Annotated in this window: 21 protein-coding genes and 1 tRNA gene; 8 read left to right on the top strand and 14 right to left on the bottom strand. The window is 64.7% G+C overall.

The window, feature by feature from the left end; translation table 11 throughout:
• Positions 1 to 133 precede the first annotated feature (133 nt).
• Positions 134 to 1,285 carry an extracellular catalytic domain type 1 short-chain-length polyhydroxyalkanoate depolymerase gene (locus tag BMZ21_RS27380; protein ID WP_091842520.1) on the top strand — a complete coding sequence of 384 codons (1,152 nt, stop codon included), beginning with the start codon at positions 134 to 136 and terminating at the stop codon, positions 1,283 to 1,285.
• A 42-nt stretch (positions 1,286 to 1,327) separates the two neighbouring features.
• On the opposite strand, the gene BMZ21_RS27375 is transcribed toward BMZ21_RS27380, so the two are convergent.
• The 3 genes from BMZ21_RS27375 to BMZ21_RS27365 form a co-directional block, all read right to left on the bottom strand.
• On the bottom strand, positions 1,328 to 1,984 hold the full coding sequence (locus BMZ21_RS27375; protein WP_091842356.1) for a GNAT family N-acetyltransferase: 657 nt from the start codon (positions 1,982 to 1,984) through the stop codon (positions 1,328 to 1,330).
• A gap of 155 nt (positions 1,985 to 2,139) precedes the next feature.
• Complete coding sequence (gene rpmA / locus BMZ21_RS27370) at positions 2,140 to 2,406, bottom strand: 50S ribosomal protein L27 (protein WP_091842353.1); 267 nt, start codon at positions 2,404 to 2,406, stop codon at positions 2,140 to 2,142.
• Between the two features lie 99 nt (positions 2,407 to 2,505).
• Complete coding sequence (locus BMZ21_RS27365; RefSeq protein WP_091842350.1) at positions 2,506 to 3,201, bottom strand: 50S ribosomal protein L21; 696 nt, start codon at positions 3,199 to 3,201, stop codon at positions 2,506 to 2,508.
• 343 nt (positions 3,202 to 3,544) lie between these two features.
• Between BMZ21_RS27365 and BMZ21_RS27360 the strand changes: the two genes are divergently transcribed.
• Positions 3,545 to 3,634: transfer RNA gene (locus BMZ21_RS27360), tRNA-Ser, on the top strand.
• Positions 3,635 to 4,288: 654 nt separating this feature from the next.
• On the opposite strand, the gene BMZ21_RS27355 is transcribed toward BMZ21_RS27360, so the two are convergent.
• The 5 genes from BMZ21_RS27355 to BMZ21_RS27335 all read right to left on the bottom strand — a co-directional run bounded on the left by BMZ21_RS27355 (position 4,289) and on the right by BMZ21_RS27335 (position 11,428).
• On the bottom strand, positions 4,289 to 5,590 hold the full coding sequence (locus BMZ21_RS27355) for an HlyD family type I secretion periplasmic adaptor subunit (protein WP_091842347.1): 1,302 nt from the start codon (positions 5,588 to 5,590) through the stop codon (positions 4,289 to 4,291).
• Positions 5,565 to 7,358: a type I secretion system permease/ATPase gene (locus BMZ21_RS27350; protein WP_091842344.1), complete on the bottom strand. Its 1,794-nt coding sequence runs from the start codon at positions 7,356 to 7,358 to the stop codon at positions 5,565 to 5,567. Before BMZ21_RS27350 ends, BMZ21_RS27355 begins: the two co-directional genes overlap by 26 nt.
• 64 nt (positions 7,359 to 7,422) lie before the next feature.
• Positions 7,423 to 9,018, bottom strand: coding sequence for a hypothetical protein (locus BMZ21_RS27345; protein ID WP_091842342.1), 1,596 nt, complete (start codon positions 9,016 to 9,018; stop codon positions 7,423 to 7,425).
• A gap of 392 nt (positions 9,019 to 9,410) precedes the next feature.
• Complete coding sequence (locus BMZ21_RS27340; protein ID WP_143079827.1) at positions 9,411 to 10,460, bottom strand: patatin-like phospholipase family protein; 1,050 nt, start codon at positions 10,458 to 10,460, stop codon at positions 9,411 to 9,413.
• Between the two features lie 53 nt (positions 10,461 to 10,513).
• Positions 10,514 to 11,428, bottom strand: a complete 915-nt coding sequence (locus tag BMZ21_RS27335; protein ID WP_091842338.1) for an SDR family oxidoreductase — start codon at positions 11,426 to 11,428, stop codon at positions 10,514 to 10,516.
• Positions 11,429 to 11,539: 111 nt separating this feature from the next.
• Here BMZ21_RS27335 and BMZ21_RS30125 point away from each other — a divergent pair, with 111 nt between their 5' ends.
• Positions 11,540 to 12,052, top strand: a complete 513-nt coding sequence (locus BMZ21_RS30125) for an NAD-dependent epimerase/dehydratase family protein (protein ID WP_143079826.1) — start codon at positions 11,540 to 11,542, stop codon at positions 12,050 to 12,052.
• A 19-nt stretch (positions 12,053 to 12,071) separates the two neighbouring features.
• On the opposite strand, the gene BMZ21_RS27325 is transcribed toward BMZ21_RS30125, so the two are convergent.
• Positions 12,072 to 12,974: an AraC family transcriptional regulator gene (locus BMZ21_RS27325; protein WP_244544056.1), complete on the bottom strand. Its 903-nt coding sequence runs from the start codon at positions 12,972 to 12,974 to the stop codon at positions 12,072 to 12,074.
• Between the two features lie 287 nt (positions 12,975 to 13,261).
• Between BMZ21_RS27325 and BMZ21_RS27320 the strand changes: the two genes are divergently transcribed.
• Together BMZ21_RS27320 and BMZ21_RS27315 are read left to right on the top strand one after the other, a co-directional pair.
• On the top strand, positions 13,262 to 14,494 hold the full coding sequence (locus BMZ21_RS27320; RefSeq protein ID WP_244544049.1) for an MFS transporter: 1,233 nt from the start codon (positions 13,262 to 13,264) through the stop codon (positions 14,492 to 14,494).
• A gap of 21 nt (positions 14,495 to 14,515) precedes the next feature.
• Positions 14,516 to 14,875 (top strand): hypothetical protein, encoded by a 360-nt coding sequence (locus tag BMZ21_RS27315; protein WP_091842329.1) that lies wholly within the window; start codon positions 14,516 to 14,518, stop codon positions 14,873 to 14,875.
• A 42-nt stretch (positions 14,876 to 14,917) separates the two neighbouring features.
• Here BMZ21_RS27315 and BMZ21_RS27310 read toward each other — a convergent pair whose 3' ends face one another.
• Positions 14,918 to 16,012: an aldo/keto reductase gene (locus tag BMZ21_RS27310; protein WP_091842326.1), complete on the bottom strand. Its 1,095-nt coding sequence runs from the start codon at positions 16,010 to 16,012 to the stop codon at positions 14,918 to 14,920.
• Between the two features lie 18 nt (positions 16,013 to 16,030).
• The gene (locus tag BMZ21_RS27305) at positions 16,031 to 17,017 is read right to left on the bottom strand and encodes an MBL fold metallo-hydrolase (protein WP_091842323.1); all 987 of its coding nucleotides are present in this window, start codon (positions 17,015 to 17,017) and stop codon (positions 16,031 to 16,033) included.
• 103 nt (positions 17,018 to 17,120) lie between these two features.
• Between BMZ21_RS27305 and BMZ21_RS27300 the strand changes: the two genes are divergently transcribed.
• Positions 17,121 to 18,026, top strand: coding sequence for a LysR family transcriptional regulator (locus tag BMZ21_RS27300; protein WP_091842320.1), 906 nt, complete (start codon positions 17,121 to 17,123; stop codon positions 18,024 to 18,026).
• A 392-nt stretch (positions 18,027 to 18,418) separates the two neighbouring features.
• Here the strand turns inward: BMZ21_RS27300 and BMZ21_RS27295 are convergent, their stop codons facing one another.
• A complete protein-coding gene (locus BMZ21_RS27295; RefSeq protein ID WP_091842318.1) occupies positions 18,419 to 21,529 on the bottom strand; it encodes a hybrid sensor histidine kinase/response regulator in 3,111 nt (1,036 codons plus the stop codon).
• A gap of 507 nt (positions 21,530 to 22,036) precedes the next feature.
• On the opposite strand from BMZ21_RS27295, the gene BMZ21_RS27290 reads away from it, so the two are divergent.
• Positions 22,037 to 23,566 (top strand): PAS domain-containing protein, encoded by a 1,530-nt coding sequence (locus BMZ21_RS27290; protein WP_091842316.1) that lies wholly within the window; start codon positions 22,037 to 22,039, stop codon positions 23,564 to 23,566.
• On the opposite strand, the gene BMZ21_RS27285 is transcribed toward BMZ21_RS27290, so the two are convergent.
• Together BMZ21_RS27285 and BMZ21_RS30120 are read right to left on the bottom strand one after the other, a co-directional pair.
• Positions 23,563 to 23,919, bottom strand: a complete 357-nt coding sequence (locus BMZ21_RS27285; RefSeq protein WP_091842313.1) for a response regulator — start codon at positions 23,917 to 23,919, stop codon at positions 23,563 to 23,565. The two genes, BMZ21_RS27290 and BMZ21_RS27285, sit on opposite strands and share 4 nt — an antisense overlap.
• Positions 23,916 to 24,203 (bottom strand): DUF6894 family protein, encoded by a 288-nt coding sequence (locus BMZ21_RS30120; protein WP_143079825.1) that lies wholly within the window; start codon positions 24,201 to 24,203, stop codon positions 23,916 to 23,918. The genes BMZ21_RS27285 and BMZ21_RS30120 overlap by 4 nt, the downstream gene beginning before the upstream one ends.
• Positions 24,204 to 24,515: 312 nt before the next feature.
• Between BMZ21_RS30120 and BMZ21_RS27275 the strand changes: the two genes are divergently transcribed.
• A complete protein-coding gene (locus BMZ21_RS27275) occupies positions 24,516 to 24,863 on the top strand; it encodes a RidA family protein (protein WP_091842308.1) in 348 nt (115 codons plus the stop codon).
• The last annotated feature ends 451 nt before the right edge of the window (positions 24,864 to 25,314 follow it).

Genomic DNA, 25,314 nt, shown 5'->3' with positions numbered 1-25,314 from the left:
CGTCGCCCGCCTCTCCGGGCGTCCCGAATCGCACTTCATGCAGAATTATGTTGCAGTGCAGCAACGAATGCCCATCTCGGGGGTTGTCATCCGCCAGCCCCACTCCGCGGCTGACGAAGCAAGGGCCATGACGATGCGAAAGCTCTCCGACACGATCGCCCGCCTATCGGCCTACCGCACCCAGCTTGGGACGGGGGCGGGCCCCGATATGTCCGGCCGCCTCGGCACCTTGCCGGAGTTCGGCAGCAATCCCGGCGCGCTGCTTGCCCGGACCCATCTTCCGCCCGAGCTTCCCGCCGGCGCGCCGCTCGTCGTGGTGCTGCATGGCTGCACCCAGACCGCTTCCGGCTACGATCATGGCTCCGGCTGGTCGACGCTGGCCGATCGCGACGGCTTTGCGCTGCTGTTTCCCGAGCAGCAGCGCGCCAACAATGCCAATCTCTGCTTCAACTGGTTCGAGCCGGGCGATACGCAGCGCGGCAGGGGCGAGGCGCTGTCGATCAGCCAGATGATCGAAACGATGATCACGCGCTACGGCCTCGATCGCGGCCGCGTCTTCATCACCGGCCTGTCGGCGGGCGGGGCCATGGCCGGCGTCATGCTGGCGACCTATCCCGAGCTCTTCGCCGGTGGTGCGATCATTGCAGGTCTGCCCTATGGCGTCGCGGGCACCATTCCCGAAGCCTTCGACCGCATGCGAGCCCATGGGCTCCCGGGAGAGAAAAGGCTGCAGGATCTGGTGCGCTCCGCCTCGCGGCATGATGGGCCCTGGCCGACGATCTCGATCTGGCAGGGCAGCGCCGACCGCACCGTCGCCCCTGCCAATGCCGCAGCGCTGGTCGCGCAATGGCGCGGTGTCCACGACCTGCCTGCCGAGCCGTCCGCGAGCGAATCGGCGGATGGCCAGAGGCGCCGGGTCTGGCGGGACGCCGACGGCCGCGACCTGATCGAGGAGTATAGCATTGCCGGAATGGGCCATGGCACGCCGATCGCCGGCGACGGCATCGGCCGACCGGGGCCGTATATGCTGGCCGCCGGCATTTCCTCGACACAGCGGATCGCCGGGTTCTGGGGGCTGCGGGCCGGTAAGGCAGAGAAAGCCAAGCCGTACGCGAAAACACCGGCCGCTCCGCTCCCGGCGCGCGAGCATGTCATGGCCGCCGGTCCGGCGCGGCCGGAGCCAGAACCGCCGCGCGTGACCGATCAGCCGGCTACGCCGCCTGCAGCCGCTGGCGTGCGCAAGATCATCGAGGATGCGCTGCGCTCAGCCGGCCTGATGCGGTGAAGACGGATTTCGGCCCCGCCCGGGAGGGCGGGACCGATGGGTTCAAGCGAGGCAGGGCTCCTCGCTGAAGCTGTCAGCCTGCTGCTGCTGTTCGGCCGCCGGCAGCGGCGCCCAGCCGGACGCGCTCCAGCTCTTCAGCGCCGCCCAGGTCGAGCGGTCGAGCCGGAACTGCTCGCAGGGGAACAGGCCGCCACGCGCCGGCAGCGACTTCAGGAAGGAACCCTCCTGCCGGAAGCCGCTCTTCTCCAGCACCCGGCGCGAGGCCGGGTTGATGACACGGGTGTCGGCCTCGACCGCATCGATCTCGACCAGCGAGAACATCGTGTCGATCAGCGCCTGCACCGCCTCGGTGGCATAGCCCTTGTTCCAGTGCGGGGTGCCGAGCCAGTAGCCGATGAACGGCCGCCCGGTCGCCTGCTTGTGCGCGCCGATCATGCCGATCAGGTCGTTCGGCTTCTCGCGCGGGGTGATCGCCAGCACGAGATGATCGCCGAGCGCATTGCCCTTGCGCGTCGCGAAGATGAAGGGATCGACTGCCTGGGTCGGATATGGATGGGGAATCGAGGCGGTCATCTCGGCCACGGCCTTCTCGCCGGCGAGGCGCAGGATGGCGGTGGCATCGGCGATCCGCGGCCAACGCAGCCACAGCCGCCGGGTCTCGAGCCGGAAGACGTCGTCTCTCGTCAATTCGGGGAACATCTTGGTCTCTCCGTCGGCGCAAACGAAAGGGGGAGCTGGGCTTTGGTCCCATCTCCCCCTCGCTTGACCTTCGGGAAACCCGCTTGGGGCTCTTATTCCCTTGATCCGTCCGGTTCGATGGAACCGGCGGATCGAGAACATTCCCTATCCGCCGTTTATTCTGCGGCCTCTTGGGCCGGGACTACGTTCACGAAAGCTCGGCCGAGCTTCGTCGTGAATCGGACGCGACCGTTCGACGTGGCAAAGAGCGTATGGTCTTTGCCCATGCCGACGTTCACGCCGGCGTGCCATTTGGTGCCGCGCTGACGAATGATGATGTTGCCGGCCACGACCGCCTGGTCGCCGAAGCGCTTCACGCCGAGGCGCTTGCTTTCGGAGTCGCGACCGTTGCGGGACGAGCCGCCTGCCTTTTTGTGAGCCATAACGCCCTACCTCAAAAACTCTTCAGTCCATGTAACCCGAATCGGCGGCAAAAGCCACCCCGACCGGGCGTGAAGCTGCGCGGTGCCTGTCAGCGCCGGTCAGTAGTCCTCGCCGGAAGCGAGCTCGGCCTGGTCAGCCTTGGCCCGCGGCGGCTTGCCGGCGAGCAGCTCCTTGGCCTGCTCGACCCACTCCTCGCGGGTGGCGCGGCCACGCAGCTTGAGCTCCTCGTCCCATTTGGCGATATCGGCCTCGGTCCAGGCGGCGATGTCGTTCCAGGAGGTGATGCCGGCGGCGCGCAGCTTCTTCTCGATGGTCGGGCCGACGCCCGAGATCAGCGAGAGGTTGGAGGCGTCGAGGCCCTCGGCCTTGGCTTCAGCCTTGGCCTTCGCCGGCTTGGCCGAAGCCTTGCCCTTGACGGTTTCGCTGCCGGCCTTGAGCGCGACCGGAGCGGCTTCGCCCTTCTTCATCTCCGGCTTCTTGCCGCCGGTGAGGATGTCGGTGATGCGCACCACGGTCAGCTCGGCGCGGAAGCCGCGCTTGCGCTTGGAATTCTGGCGGCGGCGCTTCTTGAAAGCGATGACCTTCTCGCCGCGGGCCTGCTCGACGATCTCGCCGGCGACGGTGATATCACCGAGGAAGGGAGCGCCGATCGTCGACTTCTCGCCATCGGTCAGCATCAGGACGGAGCCGAAAGCGACGGTGTCGCCCGGGTTGCCCTCGATCTTGGCGACGGTGATGCGGTCATTGGCGGCGACGCGGAACTGCTTGCCGCCGGTCTTGATGACTGCGAACATCTTAGTGTTCTCCATGTTGAGCCCCGCCCTGTCATGTGCCCCTGCAGGGCGCACGCGGGACGGCTTTTTGGCAGTCGGTTGCGTGGTCGGGTTGCTCTTTAAGGCCCGCTGCGCCTGCCGCACGGAAGCGGCATGGTGGGCGGCAGCCAAAAGAGATCAGGCGCGGGTTTCCCCACGCCGGACGCGGCTTCCTAGTCGCGCACGGGCGAGCCGTCAAGGAAAAGCAGCATGGCAGCGATTGATTTCAAGGCGATGACGGCGTTGTGGACGCATCGCTCCGGAAAGGCTTGTGCAGCGGGGATGCAATGTGTAGTAAGCACCCCGCCTCGACCAGAGCGACCGCGGACAGGTGGCAGAGTGGTTGAATGCACCGCACTCGAAATGCGGCATACCCGCAAGGGTATCGGGGGTTCAAATCCCTCCCTGTCCGCCATTATATCCCGCAAGATGCTGATTTTTCTGGCAAATATGTTGGACTTCAGTCGGCGAGTCACGAAATCCCCTACGAAAGCCCAATCGCTGAGAAATACCTGCGCTTAACGGCGTAGGTTCTATTGATTTTACCGTTTGAGCGGGGATTTACGCGAGCAGTCCTTGAGCGGGCTACGACGAGGGGGCGGGCGGCTCGCATTGAGAGCCCTAGGCTGAAAGAACAAAAGCTCCGAACATTCTCGAAAAGCCTCTTTATTTCAAAAGGTTGACTGACTTTCCTGGCGCCAAATCCAGCGTGGGAATCGACTGAGCGCTGGGATATGAGGATGTGTCGAAGGCGCATCGCGGCAGCGAATTTCCGATTCGGTGAGACTTTCGGAGCGCAGCCGAGGATGCGTACGAGGGTGGCATTGCAGTCGGTGCGGTGAGAACAGACTTCAACGCCGGAGCGATCGCCAAGCCGCATGCGGCCAACCCAAGTGAAAGTTCCCTGTCCGTGACAGGGGCCAACGATATCTTTTTTCTCTCCGAAGCAGACGCAAAGAAGTCCGGCAAACATGGCCTTCAGGACGCGTTTGGAGAAGTTATCAAAGAATCGCAACTTGAAGTTGTTTTGCGAGCCCTGACTAGCCATCACACTGCGATGGCCCGAAATCTATTTCTCTCTGAAGGCCCGGCGCATCTGATCGGCCATCGGCTTGACCAAATAGCTTGCCAGCGAGCGGGGATCGGTGCGGATGAAAACCTCGACGGGCATACCTGGCAGTAGTACCGTGTCACTGAGCATTCCGCTGCGATCGAAACGCAGGCGCACGACGAAATAGGGCTCGTCGACGCGTTCATCCTTCACAGCATCGGCACTGATCCGGATCACGCGCCCCTCGATCTCCGGCGTGGTGCGCTGGTTCAGAGTCGAGAAGCGTAGGCTCGCCGGCTGGTCCAGGCGGATTTGGTTGACATCGACCGGCCTCACACGGGCTTCAGCGATCAAAGCATCGTTCTCCGGCACGATCTGCATCAGCTGTTCGCCTGCCGTGATGACGCCGCCGAGGGTATGGACGGAAAGGCTGAGCACCACGCCAGCCTGAGGGGCTCGAATCTCGACTCGCTCGCTCTGGTCGAGCGCGGTGGCTCGCTTCTCGGTCAGTTCGGACGTCTTGGCTCGGATGTCGGCGAGCTGCTTGGCGACATCGGTCCGGGCGGTCTGGTCGATCTCGATGATCTGAAGCTCCGTCTCCGAGATCTTGCCCCTGGTCTGGGCAAGCATCGCCGCGAGCTTTCCCGCTTCGCCGCCGAGCCGCGCGCGCTCACGCTCAAGTGCCATCAGGCGCGTGGAGGGGATGAGCTTCTTCTCCCAAAGCTCGCGGATGCCAGTGAGTTCCTTCTCGACCAGGTCGAGCTCGAGCCGCTTGGCCTCCTGCTGACCTTGCAGGCCTGCACCCTCGTCGTGAAGCTGCCTGATCCGCTCGCGCAGCTGCGCCTTCTGGCCAGCGAGCGCCTCAGTACGGTAGCGGAAAAGCGTCTTTTCTCCAGAGACGAGACTTGCGAGCGACGGGTCCGATGCGGCAGCCAACAATGCAGGAGTAAAGCCGGGTTCGCTTGCCCCGTCCCGCTCCGCCTCAAGCCTGGCACGGCGCGCCGAAAGCTCCCACAAATCATTGGTCACGGCATTGAGCGTCGCCTTGGCAACTGTCGGATCGAGCCGCAGCAGGACCTCGTCTTTGGCGACGCGGCTGCCTTCGCTCACCAATATCTCGCTTACTACGCCGCCGCTCGGGTGCTGGATCCTCTTGAGCTCGCTCTCGACCACCAGATTGCCGCTCGCAATGACTGCTCCGGAGACATCGATGGCAGCGCTGAGCGTGGTGAATCCACCGATCAGCGCGACGAGCACTCCGGCAAGCGCAACGCTATGCAGCGCAAGCGAGCGTTCAAGCGTGCGTCCGGGCCTGGGCATCGGCTGCGCTCCTTCTCGATGCGGCTATCGCCCGCCCCTTCGAAGCGGTGCGCCTGGTCTTGCCTTGGGCAGCGCGAGCCTGGGGCGGCGCCGATGCGGCGAGGGCCTTCAGCACCTCGTCGCGAGGCCCCAGGCGCTGGACATGCCCTTCATTCAACACCATCAGCTGGTCGACGGCGGCGAGAGCGCTCCCATGATGAGCGATGACAATGGCAATGCCGCCACGTTGCCGTATGCCGACGATGGCCCGCAGCAGCGCCTGCTCGCCTGCCGAGTCGAGGCTCGCATTGGGCTCGTCGAGCACGACAAGGAAGGGGCGGCCGAACAGTGCACGCGCCAGACCAATGCGCTGGCGCTGGCCACCGGAGAGCATGGTGCCTCCTTCGCCGACCTGCGTGTCATAGCCGTCGGGAAGGCGCAGGATCATCTCATGCACGTCTGCTTCAGCTGCTGCGACCTGAACCGCCTCGGCCGACCGATCCATCGCGAAACGTGCAATATTCTCGGCGACGGTCCCCGCGAGCAGCTCCACATCCTGCGGGAGGTAGCCGATCGCCCCGCCGATGACGTCCCGATCCCATTGGTCGAAGGTGGCACCGTCGAGGCGGATGACTCCACGCGCGGTAGGCCAGACACCGACAACGGCGCGAGCCAAGGACGATTTGCCGGACCCGCTCGGGCCGACGATGCCGAGGGCGCTGCCGGCCCGCAACACGAAGCTGGCATTGGCGACCACAGCTCGTTCGGAAGCGGGAATGGCCACGCTGACAGCCACGACAGATAGTTCCCGCTTCGGCAATGCGATCGATGTCGGGCCCTGGCGGCTCGGCGTAGACGTCAGCGCCGCATCGAGCCGGGACCACGACTGACGCGCGGCAACGAACCCGCGCCAGTTCGCGATCGCCAACTCCACGGGTGACAGAGCGCGGATGGTCAGGATCGTTGCCGCCAGCATGATGCCGCCGGAAGCTTCCTGATGGATGACGAGCCAGGCGCCCAGCGCAAGGACTGCCGACTGCAGTACCGTGCGCAGCAACCGCGTCGCGGCATTCAGATAGCTCGCGAGACCCTGGGCCGCATCCTGACGATCGAGATAAGTATGCGTCCGCTCGAGCCACCGCCCCTGCATCCGGGTACGCATGCCAAGCGCATCGATCATCAGCGCATTGCGGCGCATTTCCTCGGTCCGCCGACCACGCGCTGTCGACAGGGTGGCTAGCTCCTCACTGGAGCGGGTGGTGAGGCGGTCGCCTGCCCAGGTCAATAAGCTCAGCAGGACGGCACCGGCAAGGACCGCGACCCCGAGGCCAGGGTGAAATGCGAAGCACAACGCGACATAGAGCGGGGTCCAGGGCAAATCAAAGAAGGCGGCACTGCCGCCGCCCGCGAAGCTGCGGATCGTATCGAGATCACGGATCGCCTGGAGCCCCTCGGCGCCCTGCGCTTCCGCTAGGACATGCAAGGCTTTCGGGCTGACGCGGTCCGCGAAAAGACGACCGATCCTGATCAGCATGCGGCTGCGAAGCACCTCGAACAGGCTCTGAAACAGGAACATGGCGAGGGCGAACAGGCTTAGGCCGATCAGGGTTGCCTCGCTACGGCTCGGTAGAACGCGGTCATAAACCTGGAGCATGAAGAGCGGGCCAGTCAGCATCAGCAGATTGATCACGCCACTGGCGATCGCGACACTCGCGATCGCTCCGCCCACCGGGCGTAATGCGGCCTTGAGTTCGGACGCGGCCTTCGTCTTAGCGGCAGGCGACGACATGGGCGAACTTCACCTAGCGTTTTCCGGGAAGGGCGGCGCGATGATGCGCCGCCCGAACTCAGTGTCAGATCAGGCCGAGCGCGTGGCCGAGCCCGCCGCCCGACTGACCGTGATTGTCGAGGTCCAGCAACGAAGTCACAGTGCCGATGACGCCACCGTCGGATCCATCTGCCTCGATCACGTTCGTCACCGTGGCTAGCAGCCCGCCGCCCCCGTCCGCCGTCGGCGTGAGCAAGCCGGCGAGGCCATCGGTCCCCGCGCCGTCAAGCGAGGGAATGGCGATAGCGCTGCCGAGGCCAGCTGAGGCGGCGTCGTTGGCGAGATCGGCCAGCGCGCCTTCCACGGTCTGGGTGATGCCGGCCAAAAGCCCGCCGGCGTCCGCAGTTCCGCCGCCGAGGCCGAGCGCCTGCGTCGTCGAAACAAGCCCGTCGATGGCGAGCGGAATGCCGATGGCAGTTCCACCGGTGTCACCGAAAGTGTCGAGGGCCTGGCTGACCGAGCCTGTCAGACCATTCGGGGAATTGCTGAGACCATTCTCCGTTGTGCCAAGGATGTCCGCGACGAGATCCCCGGTTGCAGTCAAGGTCACGTCGAGCTGATGACCTGCGTCGGTCAGTCTTGGCGTACCGTTCCCCGAGAGAAGCTCGCCGGGGAGCTTCAGGACGTCAGTGACGAGATTGCCGCTGCCGTCAGAGTTCGAGCCGACCAAGTCGAGGGTCGTCGTCAGATTGTCCACGAGGCCCCCCACGACACCGAGAGCCCCACCGCCACCCGGGCTGAGCAGGTCCCCGACCTGGTCGAGGTCGAGGCCGCTACCGCCGATGATGCCGTCCGATCCGAGCAGGCCGAGACCCGACGGATCCGAGCCAAGATCCTGCGGGATCGCGGTGATCAGCCCGGCCACGCCATTGGCAAGATCGCCGACATGGTCAGCGACATGCGTCACTGCGCCGAGGACATCGCCACCAGCGAACAGGGTGCCCGGCAAGTTGACGACGTCGGTAACGAGATTGTCGGTCGTGCCGATTTTGCCGAGGCCGATCGTCTCGCCGAGGTTCGTCACAGCGTGAGTGACGTAGGTCAAGCCGATCTCGTGGCTCGCACCTTCGAGGAGTTGGTGGAAATCGAGGACCAGCTCGTTCGCGGTGTCGATCAGCGGCCTTTCGCCCGCGCCCGTCACCGTCTCAGTCACGTCATCGACGAACTGGCCAGCATAAATTGTAGCAGAACCCAGATTGTTGATGGCGTCAGCAACATTGCCGGTCGTCTCGTTGAGGCCGCTCACCTCGCCCGGTAGCTTGGTGACATCTGCAACCAGCGTCTGGTTGGTGTCATGGCCAAGGTCGGTGAGGCTATGGCCGAGCGCCTCGACGAGAGCGCCGGGTGAGGCCACAGTCTGGCTGCTGCCTTCGCTAGCCGTGAGCAACGCTGCTGAGCTGACAGAATTGATCAGGTCTGCGACTTGCGAAGAGGCGCTGATGGCGGGCTGTGCCTCATCCGGGCTGCCCTGGGCGCTCAGAAGATCCAGCGGGATCAGCGAGGCGAGCTGAGCGGTGAGCGCATCAGCCGAAAGTCCACCTGGTTGTGTAAAAAGTGATTCGGAGCCGGCTATGGCTTCGATGCTACGCATTCCCAGTAGATCGTTCGAAACCATCATCATGATTACCTCCTGCGGTCGGTCCTTGATCCTCCTCCAGCCAGTTCGATCGGTACGCATAGGCACAATTTCAGTTCCGATCCGCACTATTTATGGGTAAACAATCGATTGAGAACTCATGTAGGCTGCTAGATATCGAAGATGATAAGCCAAGTGGTTCGGCAGCAAACTGATTGCCGAACTGGGTAATAGCAGCACTGCGACGCTCCCTATCAGGAGGTCACCGCATGCCTTGGCGCTCTTCGCCTACGGGTCGAAGGGTAGCCGCAGCGGTACGACGGTCGACCGCGAGCCGCATGGCAAGCCTGCCAGAGCCGGGGCGTGCAACAAGAAGACCTGCAGCATTGGTCAGGCTCCAATGTCCTGATGTGGCACACTTCGGCGGTGAGAAAGCACTACTGATGCGCAGCCTCGTCGGCCACGGAGCCGAACCGGAGCTGCCCTGTTGCTCTTCCGGTCTCATAAAGGCCTCGCAATTCGTCAGGCCTGAAGTCGAGTGGGTCTACGGCTTCCGGCACGCTCGTCGGCAGCGCGACGAGGTGGAAGCGGGCGCCGGCTCGCCTGGCTTTCGCTTCGGCGTCCTGAACGGAGGTGTACAGCAGCTGCCGGATGAGCTGGGTGATGCCGCGTCGCGCCAGACCGAGCACGTGCCGCGCTTCGCTCCGCAGCGCGGCGTCGCGACTGACATGGCCGTTGGCGATGACCCAGACATGCGTCGCGACAGCCCTGCGTGCCTTGAGCATGAAGGCCTCGAGCGGAACCGGCGTCTTGACGCCGCCGTCGCTATGAACGGCGAGCTTGCCTTCCTGGTCGCGCACATACACCGGTTCGACCAGCCCCGGAACGGCGGCCGAAGCGACGAGGACGCCGAGAAACGCGCTTTTGCGATCGCCCTGACCCGAGGCGATCGCACCCATGTCCCAAAGAACCGAGCGGCCGGCCGTCATATCGGTGGTCGTGACATAGAGGCGCCGACCCGCCGCATGCGCCGCCGCGACGGCGTCGAGTGTGGTTTCGTCGATCACCTCGTCCAACAGGCGGCGCAAGGGCGCGGGATCGTAGAGACCCGTTCCCAGCAACGTTTTGACCCCGTTGGAGCGGAAAATGTCGCGGGTCCGCGTGGAGGTGTATATGCGTTCCAGCAGTGCGTCATAATCCGGGCCCAGGAACGCTGCCGTGGCCTGCAAAGCGCCGGTCGACGTGCCGGAGACGATATCGAATTGCGGGCGCCGGCCGCTGGCCGTCCAGGCCGTTATGACCCCGGCCCCAAACGCCCCGTCCGCCCCGCCGCTCGTCAGAACGAGAATGTGGCGGGGGGAACCGGCGCGTCGCGGCAAATTTGGAGCAACCGCGGAGGAGCCGTCTACTCGGCCAGTGGTCAGCATGGCTCCGCTGGCATCGACGACGAGGCCAGCGTCGGCGCAGCCCGACAGCAGCAACGCCAAGCCCAGGGCGGCGAGCTTTGCCCGGCGGCGGGGCGTGGGTGCTGCGCTTCGCGTCACGCGAATGCCATTCCCACCATTTCTTCAGACAGCGCCCAGAGCCGCGCAGCGGCGGCGCTGTCGGTCGCCTGCTGGGGCGGCTCCTCCTCCGTCGGAAAGCCGCGCGTCCCGCCGAGCCTGTCGGGACCGTAATAGCCGCCGTCTCTCGCCGACGGCGCCGTCGCCGCGTAGAGCGTTGGCAGCGCTCCCTGCCACGCCGGCTGGAACAGGAAGGAAAGGTGGCGGCGCGCCAGTCCAGCGATGCTCCACCGGCCGGCCTGGTTGGGGATCAGATCCGTGCGCGTGATCCCCGGATGCGCCGCCAGGCTCTGGACGCCCCAAGCAGCGGCCCGGCTGCGGCGGCTGAACTCCAGGGCGAAGATGATGCAGGCGAGTTTCGACTGCGCGTAGACTGGCATCGACCGGTAGGCGCGCGCGGCCTGCAGGTCGTCGAAGTCGATGGCGCCGCGGCGCGCGGCGACACTGCCGAGCGTGACGACCCGTGGCTGTTGCCCCCGCCTGAGCAGGGGAAGCAGGTGCGCGGAGAGCGCGAAGTGCCCGAGATAATTGGTGGCGAACTGCAGCTCGAAGCCATCCGCCGAAACGCGCCGCTGCGGCGGCTGCATGATTCCGGCATTGTTGATCAGAAGGTCGAGGCCGTCGTGCTCGTCGGCCAGGCGCGCCGCAAAAGCGGCGACCGAGCCGAGACTAGCAAGATCGAGCTCCGCAAATCGGACTTTCGCATCGGGCACGGCAGCCCTGATCGCCGTGACCGCATCCGCGCCCTTGGCGGGATTGCGGCCAGCGATGATCACGTCCGCGCCGGCACCAGCAAGCGCGAGCGCGTCTTCATAACCCAGTCCACCGGTGCCGGTGACGACGGCCGTCCGGCCGCGCTGCGATGGAATGTCGGCGGTGGTCCACTGGCTCATAAGCAATACCGATCCTTGAGGTTGGGCCGAACCCGCGGGCTCTCGTCCGGTCCTGCCGGCGAGCGAGGTCGCCTTTTGCTGACGAACCCTACGCGCAGGCGAAGAGACGGATTGCGCTGGCTCTTGCGCCTATCGACGATGATCGCCCCTAGCTTTGAAGCCGGGATAATGCCTGGGAGGCGGCTCGAGCGGCTATGCCTCAACTCCCAAAAAATATGCCTGATCCTGCAATCGAAGCCCGAATTGGCAGGCTCGATCCTGTCAGGTCGATCCTGCGGTTCGGCTTCGTCCATGGGGAAGGAGGGCGATCGTCGCTGTCCCTTGCTCGCGGAGGCTCGCCTCCATCCCGCCCAACGGATGAGCATGGTGCACCATGTCGATATCGGCACGGCGACGAGGCTCGCTCTCTCCGGCGCGCTCGACGACCGCATCGTCAATATCGGTGACGACGCGCCGACATCGCTTCACGAGCTGGTGGAACTGGCCGGGGCCTCTATGGCGCCCGTCTCGGAGCCGTTGGCGTCCCCCTGGCGCCTTCATATGGACGTCTCGCTCGCCAGGCGGCTCGGTTTCCAGCCCGTCGTCAGAACTGTCCGTCAGGCCGCCGAGCTGGATGTGATGTGAAGCCGGGCGCAGCGATCCGCTAAGCCGCTGGCATCTTGCGGCTGGCATAGGTGGCATAGAGGCGGGCGTGATTCATCGCGTCCCGTTTCGGCGCGACGCCGAAGGTGCGGGAATACTCCCGGCTGAACTGGGACGGGCTCTCATAGCCGACCTGGTAGGCCGCCTGTGCGACGCTCGCGGCATCCGCCACCATCAGGCGCCGCGCCTCGAGAAGCCGCAGCTGCTTCTGGAACTGGAGCGGGGTCATCGCGGTCAGCGACTTGAAGTGCTGATGGAAGGAGGACTGGCTCATGCGCGCCGCCTCCGCGAGCGTCTCGATCCGCACCGTCTTGGCGAAATCCTCGCGCAGAATCCGGATCGCCCTCGCAATGCGCTCGCTGCTCGATTCCGGCAGAGTGAGGTTGCACAGCTCGCCGCCATGCGGCCCGCTCAGCAGCAGGTAGCAGATCTCTCGCATCACCGATGGGTAGAGGACGGGGATCGCACCGGGCTTCTGCGAGACACGGATCAGTCGCTGCACGCAGTCCGCGAGCGCCTCGTCGACCTGGCCCACGAAGACGCAAGGTCCCGAGCCGGAAGCGGGGCGGGGCAGAGGGTCGAGCTGGGCCAGCACGTCTCGCAGCATCGCCACATCGAGATCGATGGTGACGCCGACGAAAGGTCTGTCCGGTCCAGCCTCGATGATCCGGCCGGTGCCCGGCAACTCGATGCTGACCACCAGATACTCCATGGCGCGATAGTCGAGCATGGCGTCGCCGAAGAGGATCTGCTTCGCGCCCGCCAGGACGAGGCAGAGCGAGGGCCTGTAGATCCGGCGCATCGGCATCATCTGTTGAAACGAGCGGACGATGCTCACGCTTTCGATACCCGTCGGAAACAGACCCTGGCCGCCGCCCTGCGCCTCGATAAAGGCGTTGACCATGGCGAGCAGCGGCGCGGTCGCCGGCGCCTCCGGCAGAGGAGCCAGCGATTCCACGAACTCGCTGGTCACCCGCCGCCCATCTGTAGGAACAGGCAGATTTATTGCGATTTCAGACATTCTGGTCGCCCGATCCCCATTCTAGCTTGCCTCGTCTCATGCAGGCGAAAGGCGCAAAAATCATGGCGGAATCGGCGACCACGTCGAGGGACAGTTTGGAACTCTTGCCGGATGCGGCCCAGAGATACGGTGCCGGCGATGTAGAAGGCTGGCGCGCCGGAGCGTTGTTGTTGACGTTCTTCCTTGTCAGCGCACTGTCTCAGGTCGACAGGATTTTGCCCTATATCATGGCGGAGTCGATCAAGGCGGAATTGTCGCTCAACGATACTCAGATCGGGCTGCTGACCGGTGTCGCCTTCGCTGTCTGCTACACGCTTCTCTCGCTTCCGCTCGCGCGCGCCGCCGACCGCGGCTCGCCGCGCTTCGTGCTGGTTTCGTGCATTTTTTTGTGGAGCGCGATGACGGCGCTCGGTGGGCTGGCCTCGAGCTTCCTGCTCCTGGCTCTGACGCGGTTCGGGGTCGCCTTCGGCGAAGCGGGCGCGATGCCTGCCGCCCATGCGATCATCGCCCGCCGGATCCGGCCCGAGCGGCGGGGGCTGGCGATCGGCCTGTTCGCCATGGGCATTCCGCTCGGCACCATGGTGGGTTTCGCGGCGGGCGGCGCGCTCGGCGATGCGCTGGGCTGGCGCATGGTGCTCATCGGCGCGGGCACCATCGGCCTAGCGATCGGAGCGATGGCGCTAGCCGTGCCCGGGCCGACGCCGCCGCGTAAGACCGAGGCGATCTCGAAGGAGCCTTTCCTGCGGACAAGCTTCGCCCTGTTGTCTTCTCCCGGGTTTCGCTGGCTCTTCGCCGGCGCCGTCGTCGCCAGCTTCGCAGCGGCACCGTTCTATGTCTTCGTGGCGCCATTCCTGATCCGCACTCACGGCTTCACCGCCAGCGAAGCCGGGTTGGCTTTCGGCCTGCTGCAGGGCCTGATGGGCATTGCCGGGACCTTGCTCGGCGGCCGCTTCTTCGACCGCGCCGTCCGCACCGGGACCGGCCGCGTTCTCGGCCCGCCCGCGATCATCTTCCTGCTCGCGAGCATCCCGATGACGGCGGCGTTGTTCGTTCCGGTCGGATGGGTGTCGATTCTGCTGCTGGTGCCGAGCATGTTCTCCTTCGCCTTCATGCTGCCATGGGGCTTCGGAGCCGCGCATCTGGTCGCCGGAGAGGGTAGGGAGGCCATGGCGACGAGCCTGGTCATGATCGGCTCCGGCCTGCTCGGTCCGGCTATCGGTCCGCTGCTGGTCGGTGTCGTCAGCGACGCAGCAACGGCAGCCGGGCTTGCGAACGGCCTGGGCATCGGCCTGCTGCTCATTCCTGCGGCGAGCCTGCTGACCTGCCTCGCGCTGCTGACCGCGAACCGGCGCGTCGCCGCCCGGCTGCGCGGGGCTGTGACCGGCGACGCGTCCCACTTCTGATCCGGCTCCGGGAAAAAGCGAATGCGCACCTATCTCGTTTACGGCACCTTCGGCTGGCTCGTGGTCACTGGCCTGCTGCACTTCATCGTCGACGTTGTCGCGCAACATCTGCGCGGCGCGCGGGCGCCCGGCCTCGCGACATCGCTTTACTATGGTCTCAACACATCCTTCGCGTTCGGGCAGGTGGTGTTCGGGCTGCTTTGCCTGTGGCTGGCCTGGCGGCAGCCGGGTTTCATGGGAGAGCGCATGGCCGTGGTGCTGTGCCTGACGGCCGCCGCGGGATGGTTGGCGATTACCTTCGTTTTCATGGAGTACTGGGAGCCGAAGCTCAACGCCGCGGTCTTCGCGGCGCTCGTGGTCGCGTCGGTGCTGATGTCCTGAGGCTCAGGCGGAGGCTCGGCGCATTGATTGCGAAGCGTGCGCCTACTCTCTCAGTCGCTCGCGCGCCCGTGTCTGGGCGGTGCGGATCAGGCCTTGATACTGTCTCTCCTTGCCCGGATACCAAGGCATGTTGGCGATCGTCCCGAAGCCGGGAATCGTCTCCATATGCGCGACCATGCGGCGGCGCATCGTGGCGTCCGGCAGGGGGCCGCGCATCGCCATGAGATTGTCGATGATGTGGTCGGGGTTTGAGGTTCCGCAGAGCACGCTGGTGACGGCCGGATGGGCCATGGCCCATTTGAGGAAGAATTGCGCCCAGCTCGTTGCGCCGAACTCGCTCGCGAAACCGGGCAGACGATGGCCTTCCACCACCTTCAGCAGTCGTGCCTTTTCGAGCGGAAGGTTCACCAGCACGCCGACCCCGCGGTCGGCCGCTGACGGAAGCAGACGCTTCTCGGCATTGCGGTCGAAGATCGAATAATTCGTCTGGACAAAGTCCACATCGCCCTTCTCGACGATCTGGATCAATTGCTCATGGGCGGCGGTCTCGTGGTGTGTGACCCCCACATGCCGGATCTGGCCCTCCTTCTTCCACGCCTGCATCAGCGGGACGATCACCGGCGCGTTGACGATGCTGTGGCATTGCATGAGGTCGATCGGCGAGCGCCACGTGCGCAGCTTGGACTGCTCGAGGCTGGCGGTGGCTGCACCGACATCGCCGAGATATTCGCCCGTCGCCCAGATCTTGTTGGCAAGGAAAACCTCCGTTTCAGCTGGCGTTTCGGCGAGGAAGGCGCCGACGCTGGCCTCGGCCGAGCCGTAGAGGGGCGAGGTATCGACCACCCGACCGCCACCGGCGGCATAGAGCCGGAACACCTCCCGGATGCGCTCGCGCGGCGCGCCCGGCATGAGATCGAAGGTCAGGAATGTACCGAGCCCGAGCGCGGTCAGGTTCTGTCCTGTCCGCGCGATCCGACGCGTGATGGCTTGTCCGCTCATCGCTCCGGTCATGGCGCCGGAAAGCGGCGGACTGTTCGTCTGGGCTTGTGCGAGGCGCGGGCCCCCCAGCGCGGCGGTCGCGCCGCTGACGGCCCCGAGAAAGCTGCGGCGGTCGAGATCTGTCGGCCTGCGGGTCATGTCTCGTCTCCCTTCTGTTCAGAATTGCCAGCCTGCGGGCACCCAGGCGTAGCCGCTGTCCGTCCGCAGCAGATGGCCGAGGCCCGGGAACGGATAGTGGAAGCCGAGAACCGGTATCCGGTCGGCCGCAGCGCGGTCGAAGATGCGCCGGCGCGCGCCGAGCGCGGCGTCCTTGTCGCGGTCGGGGCCCGGCCGCCACGGCCTGTCGATGTTGACGATGGGGTGGTAGGCGAGATCGGCCGTCAGCAGCAGCTGGTCACGTCCCGAGTGGACGAGGAACGAGACCATGCCAGGGGTGTGTCCCGCAGCCGCGATCGTTGTCAGCCCGGGCACAATCTCAGCCCCCGGCTGGTAGAGTTCGACCCCGTTGGCGATCGGCTCGACACTACGCTTGATCGCCGCGGCGAAGCGCCGGCGGAAATCCTCCGGGACCGGCATGTAGGACAAGTCGGGCTCCCCGCGGACAAAGAAGTCCCAATCCGGCTTCGGCGCGAAGATCGTGGCGCGCGGGAATGATGGCAGCCCATCGGCGGCCCTGAGATTGCCGACATGATCGGGATGCGTGTGCGAGACGATGACGACATCGATATCGCGCGCGCTCAAACCGATCTCGGCCAGGCGGGCGAAGATGCGTCCGCCATTGGGGCCCATCGTCTGGCCCGCACCCGCCTCCAGGAGCACGCGCCGGCCGCCGACCTCGATTAGCAGCGTGTTGAGATTCAGCATCAAATGGTCTGTCGGCAGGAAGGCGCGCTTCAGCACCTCCTGCAGCTCCTGCTCGGGCGCATCGCTGGCATAGATGCGCGGTGGACCCCCGATCAGGCCGTCGCTAAGCACTGTCGCGCCGATCTCGCCGATCCGGAAGCGATAGTGTCCGGCGTTGCCGCTCGGTGGTTGCGGCGCCTGAGCACGGGCCTCTCCGGCACCTCCTCCGGGAACCAGCCCGGTAGCGCCGAGGACTGCGGACAAGACGATCTTGCGGCGGTTCAAGGTGATGCTCGTCATGGTTCCCTCGCAGTCGGATCGGTCGATCCAGCTCAAGATGACGGTGCACGATTGATCAGATAAGACGTCTTCTCCCGATCAGCTTGATAAGCAGAATGTCGCAATGAGACCGCTCCGCCTCGACAGTCTCGACGCCTTCGCATCGATCGTCAGATGCGGGGGCTTTCGCGCGGCGGCGGCGGAGCGAGGCGTCTCGTCGGCGGCGCTGAGCCAGAGCATCGGTGCGCTGGAAGGGACGCTGGGCCTGCGCCTGCTGAATCGAACCACGCGCAGCGTCGCGCCCACGGAAGCCGGAGCGCGGCTTTACGAACGGCTCGTTCCGACTTTGCGCGACATCAGGCTGGCGATCGAGGATCTCGACCGACTGCGCGAGACCCCGACGGGCACGCTGCGGATCAATGCACCCGGCCCGGCAGTCGACCACGTGCTGTGTCCGCTGGTCTTTGACTTCATGCGACGCTTTCCGGAGGTGAAGGTCGAGCTGATCAGCGACGCGGCGATCATCGATATCGTCCAGCAGGGCTTCGATGCCGGAGTGCGGTTCGGCAGGCAGCTGGAGCAGGACATGATCGCGGTGCCGCTCGGGCCTGCCTTGCGCTACACGATCGTCGCCTCGCCGAACTATCTTCGGGGTCGCGCCGCGCCAGTGACACCGCCTGATCTGATGGGATTCGACTGCATCCGTCGTCGCTTTCCCGGAGGAGCGATCGTCAGTTGGCAGTTCGAGAAGAACGGCGAGCGCTTGGAGATCGCCCCCGAGGGCCGTCTGACGCTGAGCTCGGCGCATCAGGAGCTGCAGGCGGCGCTGACGGGACAAGGCATCGCGCATGTCTTCGAGGACTACGCGAAGCGGCATCTCGATGAGGGCCGCCTGGTCGAACTGTTACCCGATTGGTCGCCCGAGCTGCCGAGCTGGTTTCTCTACTATCCAAACCGGCGCCACCAGAGCGCGGCCATGTCTGTGTTCCTACAGCATATCCGCGACTTCAAGTGGAACGCCGAGCCGTAGTCGCGTTTGCAGAACGTCCGCTTGCGCGCGAACAGTCAATGGCGGCTGCTGGCGCAGCGCGGGCAATCTCAGCAGGACGTCAGAACGGAATGCGAGATCCGTCCCAGGCGAGACGATGTCCGGATTGTTCAGGAACGGCAGCGTCGACGACAGCAAGACGATGGGCTGCCGCTTCGCGAGTCCGGGGGTCCCGGGCTTGCCTGCTTCGCCGCGATAGGGCTCCGATGGAGCTGTGTCGACAGTGCCGGGATGCAGGGCCAGCCGATGCCACCCCTCGCCCCCAGGATCACTCTCCTCGTTTCGTCAAAGCCGGAGCGTCGGACACGGCCACGTGAAGCGAGGGCGTGATGGGCCACCCGCCAGCATGTCCGGATGGCTTCACCGGCATGACCTCATATCGTGTCGGTGTCGGAATTGCTCAGCGAACTCGGCTGGCTCGCAGGCGCTTTCACGCCGAGAACCTCCAGCAAGCTGTGTTCCCCGTAAGGCTTGACGAGGATCGACGCGCGCTCGTCCTTCGCGACGGTGGACGCGTCGCCGGTCGCGAACACGACCACGACCTGCGGCCGAAGTTCGCGTGCACGAGCGGCAAGCTCGGTCCCCGATGCTCCCGGGAGATTGATGTCGGTCACCAGGATGTCGACGGGAGCCGTCTGCAGCGCGGCCATCGCCTCTTCGGCGCTTCCGGCATCCACAACGACGAAGCCCGCCTCCTCGATGATTTCGGCCGTGTTCATGCGGATCAGCGCATCATCTTCGACAAGGAGTACGGTGCGTCGCGCATTCGCGGCGGCCGGCGGCGCCGGCACGGCGGCTATCTCCGTCTCCCTGCGTTGGGCCGCTGCGGCATTCCGCTGCTGCTGGTTTGCCAGGACGTGCCTGACCTTTCGCGCCAGCGCTTCGCGCGTATAGGGCTTCGAGAGCAGCTCGACGCCCGCATCCAGCTTGCCCCCATGCACGATGGAGTTCTCGGTATACCCCGAGGTGAACAGCACGGCGATGTTCGGGAGGCGCTCACGCGCCTTGCGGGCCAGCTCCGGGCTCTTCAGCGTGCCGGGCATCACGACGTCCGTGAAGAGCATGTCGATCGGAACGCCGCTCTCGATCACGTTCAGCGCACTTGCGGCATCGACGGCCTTGAGCACGCGGTAGCCGAGATCGGCCAAGAGCTCGACGACCGTCGCGCGAACCTCCTCGTCGTCCTCGACCACGAGCACCGTCTCGGTCCCGCCCGCGACGGGGCCGGTATCGACCGCGACCTCGACATCCTCGCTCTCGAGTGCGCGGGGCAGATAAAGCTTGATCGTCGTGCCATGCCCGACCTCGGAATAGATCTTCACATGGCCCCCCGATTGCTTGACGAAGCCATAGACCATGGAGAGACCGAGCCCTGAGCCCTTGCCCTCGCCCTTCGTCGAGAAGAACGGCTCGAACACCTTGTCGATGATCTCGGGCGCCATGCCGCTGCCGGTATCGGTGACCGCAAGCATGACGTACTGCCCCGCTGTCACGTCGTCATGGGCGCGGACATAGGCATCGTCCAACATAGTGTTCGAGAGTTCGATGGTGAGCTTGCCCTGGCCCTCCATCGCATCGCGGGCATTGATCGCGAGATTGAGCAAGGCGTTCTCGATCTGGGCTGGGTCGATGAACGTGTTCCACAAGCCGCCGCCGACCACGGTCTCGATCTCGATCGCTTCGCCGAGCGCGCGGCGCAGCATGTCGTCCATGCCGCGCACGAAGCGGCTGACATTGACGACCTTGGGTTCGAGTGCCTGACGGCGTCCGAAGGCGAGAAGCTGCGAGGCGAGCTTGGCCCCGCGGGAGACGCCGGCCATCGCGTTGGTCACGCGTCGCTCGGCGCGTTCATTGCCGGCGATGTCCTTTGCCAGAAGCTGGAGGTTGCCTGCCACGACCTGAAGCAAATTGTTGAAGTCGTGCGCGACGCCTCCCGTGAGCTTGCCGACCGTCTCCATCTTCTGAGCCTGCGCAAGCTTGGCTTCGGCCTGCCGCCGCTCGTCGATCTCGGCGATCACGCGAGCCTCCAGGTTATCGTTGAGCTGTCGCAACTGCGCCTCGGCCCGCTCGCGATGCCGTACCTGCCGGGCGAGGTCCTCGGCCTGCGCACGAAGAGCGGCTTCCGCCGCTCGCTGATGGGTGATGTCGGTATGGACGCCGACCCATTCGACGATCTCCCCGACCGGGTCGAACACCGGCAAGGCCCGGATCGCGAAGGTGCGCCAGCTGCCGCTGCTGTCGCGCACGCGGTGCTCGTGGACGTACATGCTCCGCGCATCGACGGCCGCGTTCCAGCTTTCGACGGATGCGGACTGGTCATCGGGGTGCACAGCGTCAGCCCAGCCGAAACCCTGGTATTCCTCATAGGTCTGACCGGTGAGCGCAGCCCAGCCAGGCTGCTCGCCATCCATCCGGCCGTCGGGACTGTTGGTCCACAACACCCCGTGAACGGCATCCATCGCCCGACGAAACCGGCTGTTGCTGCGCGCCAGTGCCGCCTCGCGCAGAGCACGCTCCTGCACGTCGATTCCCAGAACGTATACGCCAGGGATCGAACCGTCCGGCTCAATGCGCGGCACATAGCGAACCTCGAGCCGGCGAGCCACGCCATCACGGTGGGGCATCGTCGTTTCTGCGGTGAATCGCTCACCCGCAAGCCCGCGGTCGAGATCGGCTCGGCGATCCTGATAAGGCGCATCGCCGATGACGTCCCTGACGTGTCGCCCGATCATGCTGGCGGGCGACATCCCGAACCAGCTTTCGTAGGCGATGTTGGCGAAGCGATAGACGTGCTCCCGGTCGACATAAGAGACCAGCATCGGCAGGGCGTCGGTGACCCGCAGCAATTCGGTTTCGCTGACGGCGACGCGCCGTTCCGCCTCGACCCGTGCGCTGTTGTCGACGATGGTGCACATGACGCCGCCGACGCCGCCATCGGCTTCGTAGACCGGCGTATAGAACAGGTCGAGATAGAGCGTCGTCCTGCCGTCTGGCCTGTCGAATTCGATGGGCTGGTCGCGATAGGAGATGGTTTCGCCGCGCAGGCCGGCTTCCAGAATGGGGCGGTTCCAGTCCCATACCTCGGGAAACGCCGTCGCAACCGGGCTGCCGAGAGCCGAAGGATGACGCTCCCCGGCAATCGTCCTGTAGGCATCGTTGTAGAGCATGATGTGGTCGGGCCCCCACATCAGCACCTTGGCGACCGGAGAGTTCACGATATTGGCGATCGTGGCTCGCATTTCGACCGGCCAGGTATCGACGTCGCCGAGGCTGGTCGCTGCCCAGTCCCGCTCGCGGATCAACGCACCACATTCTCCCCCGGCCACTGGCCACGCCGTGCGTTCCTTCGGCGTCGAAGGGCGAGGCTTATCCCGGAGGACTTTCAAGGCGGCGCGGACCACTTCGCTCGAATCCGCATAATGACCAGAGGCCAGTTGCTCGGATACGAAATCCTCAAGATCGGGCGTGAGGGTGATGTTCTGCATTGGACCGGTCATCATATGCGCTGGAATCGACTGCTGATTTATTCGTGTCAATACACTCTGCTGCGGCAGCCGCGCGGCTTGAACAGCATGGTGAGATGGGGAGATCCGATCAGTCCGTAAACACCTGCTCAGCAATCACCTGGAAGCGGTTCAGCAGGTAAGGGCCGAAGTATGGACTATCTGGGCGTTGGCTGCGCCGCATGCCCGCGCCACTAGGCTACGTCCGACCTACGGTACTTTATGTCAGGGGTCGCAGGTCCACCGTCCCCGGCCGGGGCTGCATATGAATCGGGCGTCGCGTTCGGCAGCTGTCATTCTGCCCTATAATCTGAGGTAAGCCGCGCATCCATAAGGAGCTTCGGTAGGTTCGACGAATCCACGATTGAACTCACCGCAGTCGAGAGAGTTGCATTCTCGCTACAGCCATATGCCGTCGCGTCGTCCAGCAAATGACACGACTATCGGGAATGTCTCGGGTTACGAAGCACACCAGGAGATCCAGAACGCATGAATGCCGAAACCGAGCACGATCGTATCGAGAGCGAGATCGACAAGGTCGGCAAGTCATCGGACCCGTTCGCATCCGCCGTCCGCGCGACGCGGATGCCGATGTTGATCACCGATCCCAACCAGCCCGACAATCCGATCGTCTTCGTCAACGACGCTTTCCTGCGCCTGACCGGCTACGAGCGCGAGGAGTGTCTCGGGCACAACTGCCGATTTCTTCAAGGACCGGATACCGATTCCGCCGATGTGGCTAAGCTGCGCGACGCGATCGAGCGCCGCTCGCAGATCGAGATGGAGATCGTCAATCACCGCAAGGACGGCAGTCGGTTCTTCAACCGCGTGCTGATCTCGCCAGTTTTCGACGAGGACGGCCACCTGACCTATTTCTTCGCGTCCCAGTTCGACGTCACGCTGGAGCGCGACCGTCTGGTGCGTCTCCAGCGCGAGCATGACAAGCTGGAGAAGGAGGTCGAGCGCCGCACCCGCGAGCTCCGGCAGTCCGAGGAGCGCCTCAAGTTCACCATCCAGGCGGCCCGCCTCGGCTCATGGACGCTCGACCTCACCGACATGCGGCTGACCTGCTCGGACATCTGCAAGCGCAATTTCGGGCGACAGCCGGCCGAACCCTTCACCTATCAGGACCTCATCGCGACAGTCGTGCCGGAAGAGCGGCAGCGAATGCAGCAATCCGTCGAGGACGCCATCGAGGAACATCACGACTACGAGCAGGAATACCGGATCGAGATACCGAGCGGCGAAACGCGCTGGATCATGGCGCGCGCGCGGCCCTACTACTCCGCGGAAGGCAAGCCGCTCAGCATGGCCGGCGTCACGCTCGATGTTACCGAAAGCCGCCGTAATGAAGAGCAGCGGCTGCTGCTCACCGCCGAGTTGAAGCATCGCGTCAAGAACTCGATGGCGACCATCCAGTCGATCGCGACGCAGACGCTGCGGAATGCGGGTTCGCTCCAGGAAGCGACCGAGGTTCTCACCGCACGCATGCAGTCGCTGGCATCGGCTCATGACCTGCTGACGCGGGAGGAATGGCAGAGTGCGACCATCGCGGAGGTGGTCGCGAGTGCCACAGAGTCTTTCGAAGCCCCGGGGGCAAGGCGCTTCCGCGTTGGCGGTCCGCCAATCAGCTTGCCGCCTCGGGCGGCCATGGCGATGGTGCTTGCTCTGCACGAGTTGTCGACCAACGCCGCGAAGTACGGCGCTTTGTCGGTGCCCGACGGCCATGTCGTGATCGATTGGCAAATTGCCGATCACGCAGGCTCGAAGATGATCGAGTTCCGCTGGCAGGAGGTCGGGGGGCCGAAGGTCACAGGCCAGCCCAGCCGCCGCGGTTTCGGCACTCGGCTCATCGAAAAGGTGCTGACGGCCGAACTCAATGGCAAGGGCTCGCTGAGTTACCTGCCATCCGGTGTCTTGTTTACAGTCGAGGCGCCGCTCCCGGACCAGGACAAAATCAGTGGCACGCCGGACGACGAAGAACTGTTCCGGCGCAATATCACCTCGTCCTTCGACTAACCCATCCGCGAAAGTGCCTGATGCATCTGGCGCGCGGAATAAGGCTTGCTCAAGAATGTCACATCGTCCGGCAATTCGCCTGATTGTAGCTTGTGGTGACCCGAGACCACGATGATCAGGATCGGCGGCCAGCGATCGCGCACCGCCTTGGCCAACTTGACCCCGTCCATGCTGCCCGGCATCTGGACATCGGTGACAACGACGCGAATATCGTCGCGGGTCTCCAGGATGGCGACGGCGGCGTCCGCATTGGCCGCCTCCAGAACATCGAACCCCGCATCCTCGACGATATCGACCGCGTGCATCATCAGCAGTGGCTCGTCTTCGACGATCAACGCGATTGGCTTGCTCACTCACATGGTCCGTTCTGTGGCGGTCGGGTTCCATCAGGGTCCATCTCCGGCTCTTCGCCGTCGTAACCGCTGAATTCCAGTTTCGCGCGATAGATCGCTGCACCATGCTCGTCGTCTATTTCGACGGCCATATGGGCTTCGCGCTTGCCAGGAATATGATCCCGGGCGATCTCGGCTATCGCGATCTGTGCGTCCCGGCGGGCTGCCGAGGCGTCGGGGAATTCCATTGGTTCTCCCCGATCGGGTCCTTCGCCGACATCCATGCGCACAACGTAGGTTGGCATCGCAGCCATCTCCGATCCCCCTAGGGCCGAACGGCAGGAGAGGTCAGCATGTTCCGCGATGCTCCGTTTTCTTTTTCGTGACGACAGCTCTGCGGCGTGATGGAAAACGGATCGATCCTTCAACTGGGCTGGAAATTGCCGGCGACTGAGTGTCGATCACGTCATCGACGTCTGCTCGGCTAGAGAGAGAATGTCTGCAGGTGGCGCATCGCGGCGATATGGCGTCGTCGCGATGTGCGTCATAGAGGCGATCAGCGCTGGTGAACCGACCCCCGGAAATCGGCCGAAGACCGAGTGGATGGAGCTGACCCTATGATCGAACGAATTGGCATGACGGAACGCTGGAGCGACGCAGTCATCGTCGGAGATCTGATCTTCCTTGCAGGCCATGTCGCGGAGCAGACGCGCGGACAATCCGTCAAGGTGCAGACCGAGGAAGTTCTGCGCAGCCTCGATGAGACGCTGGCCCAGGCCGGCGTCTCCAAGAACAACCTGGCCAGCGTTACCATCTATCTCGCCGACATGGCGGGGTTCGCCGCCATGAACGAAGCTTGGGACGCCTGGGTCGCAAAAGACCACGCGCCGGCCCGCGCGACCGTCGAGGCGCGCCTTGCCTATCCCGACCTCCTGGTCGAGATGACGGCGATCGCCTCTCGATAGTCCAGCGCCGATCCCATCGCCAAATGCGAGGACGATCCGTCGGGCTTGATCGCTCGACGATCGGCGCTTCGGAAACAATTGATTCTGCAGTGCGCCAATCACTGCAGATCCCGAGGTCTTGTGTGGATGGCTCCCGCGTTGCAAGGGGTCTGTGACAGTTTGGCGTGCTGGTCGGGTGCAGTCTTGTGTCCGGCCTGTTCGCGCGGTCATCGACCGCTGGCCCTGATGGTTTCCGCGGATAAGGTCCCATTCTGCTTTGCGGGCTTCGACGCCCTCGACATTCGGCGGGTTGTCCTCATCCCCAGTCTGACCGGTGCGCCATCATCTCACATGGTCCTCGCAACCTCCTTCGCGCGGATAGCGCGCTGATTGAACGACTGGTTCTCAGGCTGCTGCCGAGCCGGGCACCGGCATCCGGTAAATCTCGCCTCGAACCATGATGGCCCAGATC

It is taken from the genome of Allobosea lupini, from assembly GCF_900109525.1.
In the GTDB taxonomy this organism is placed as follows: domain Bacteria; phylum Pseudomonadota; class Alphaproteobacteria; order Rhizobiales; family Beijerinckiaceae; genus Allobosea; species Allobosea lupini.
Note: the sequence above shows the minus strand (reverse complement) of the source record. Positions and strands in the feature narration are given on the sequence as shown.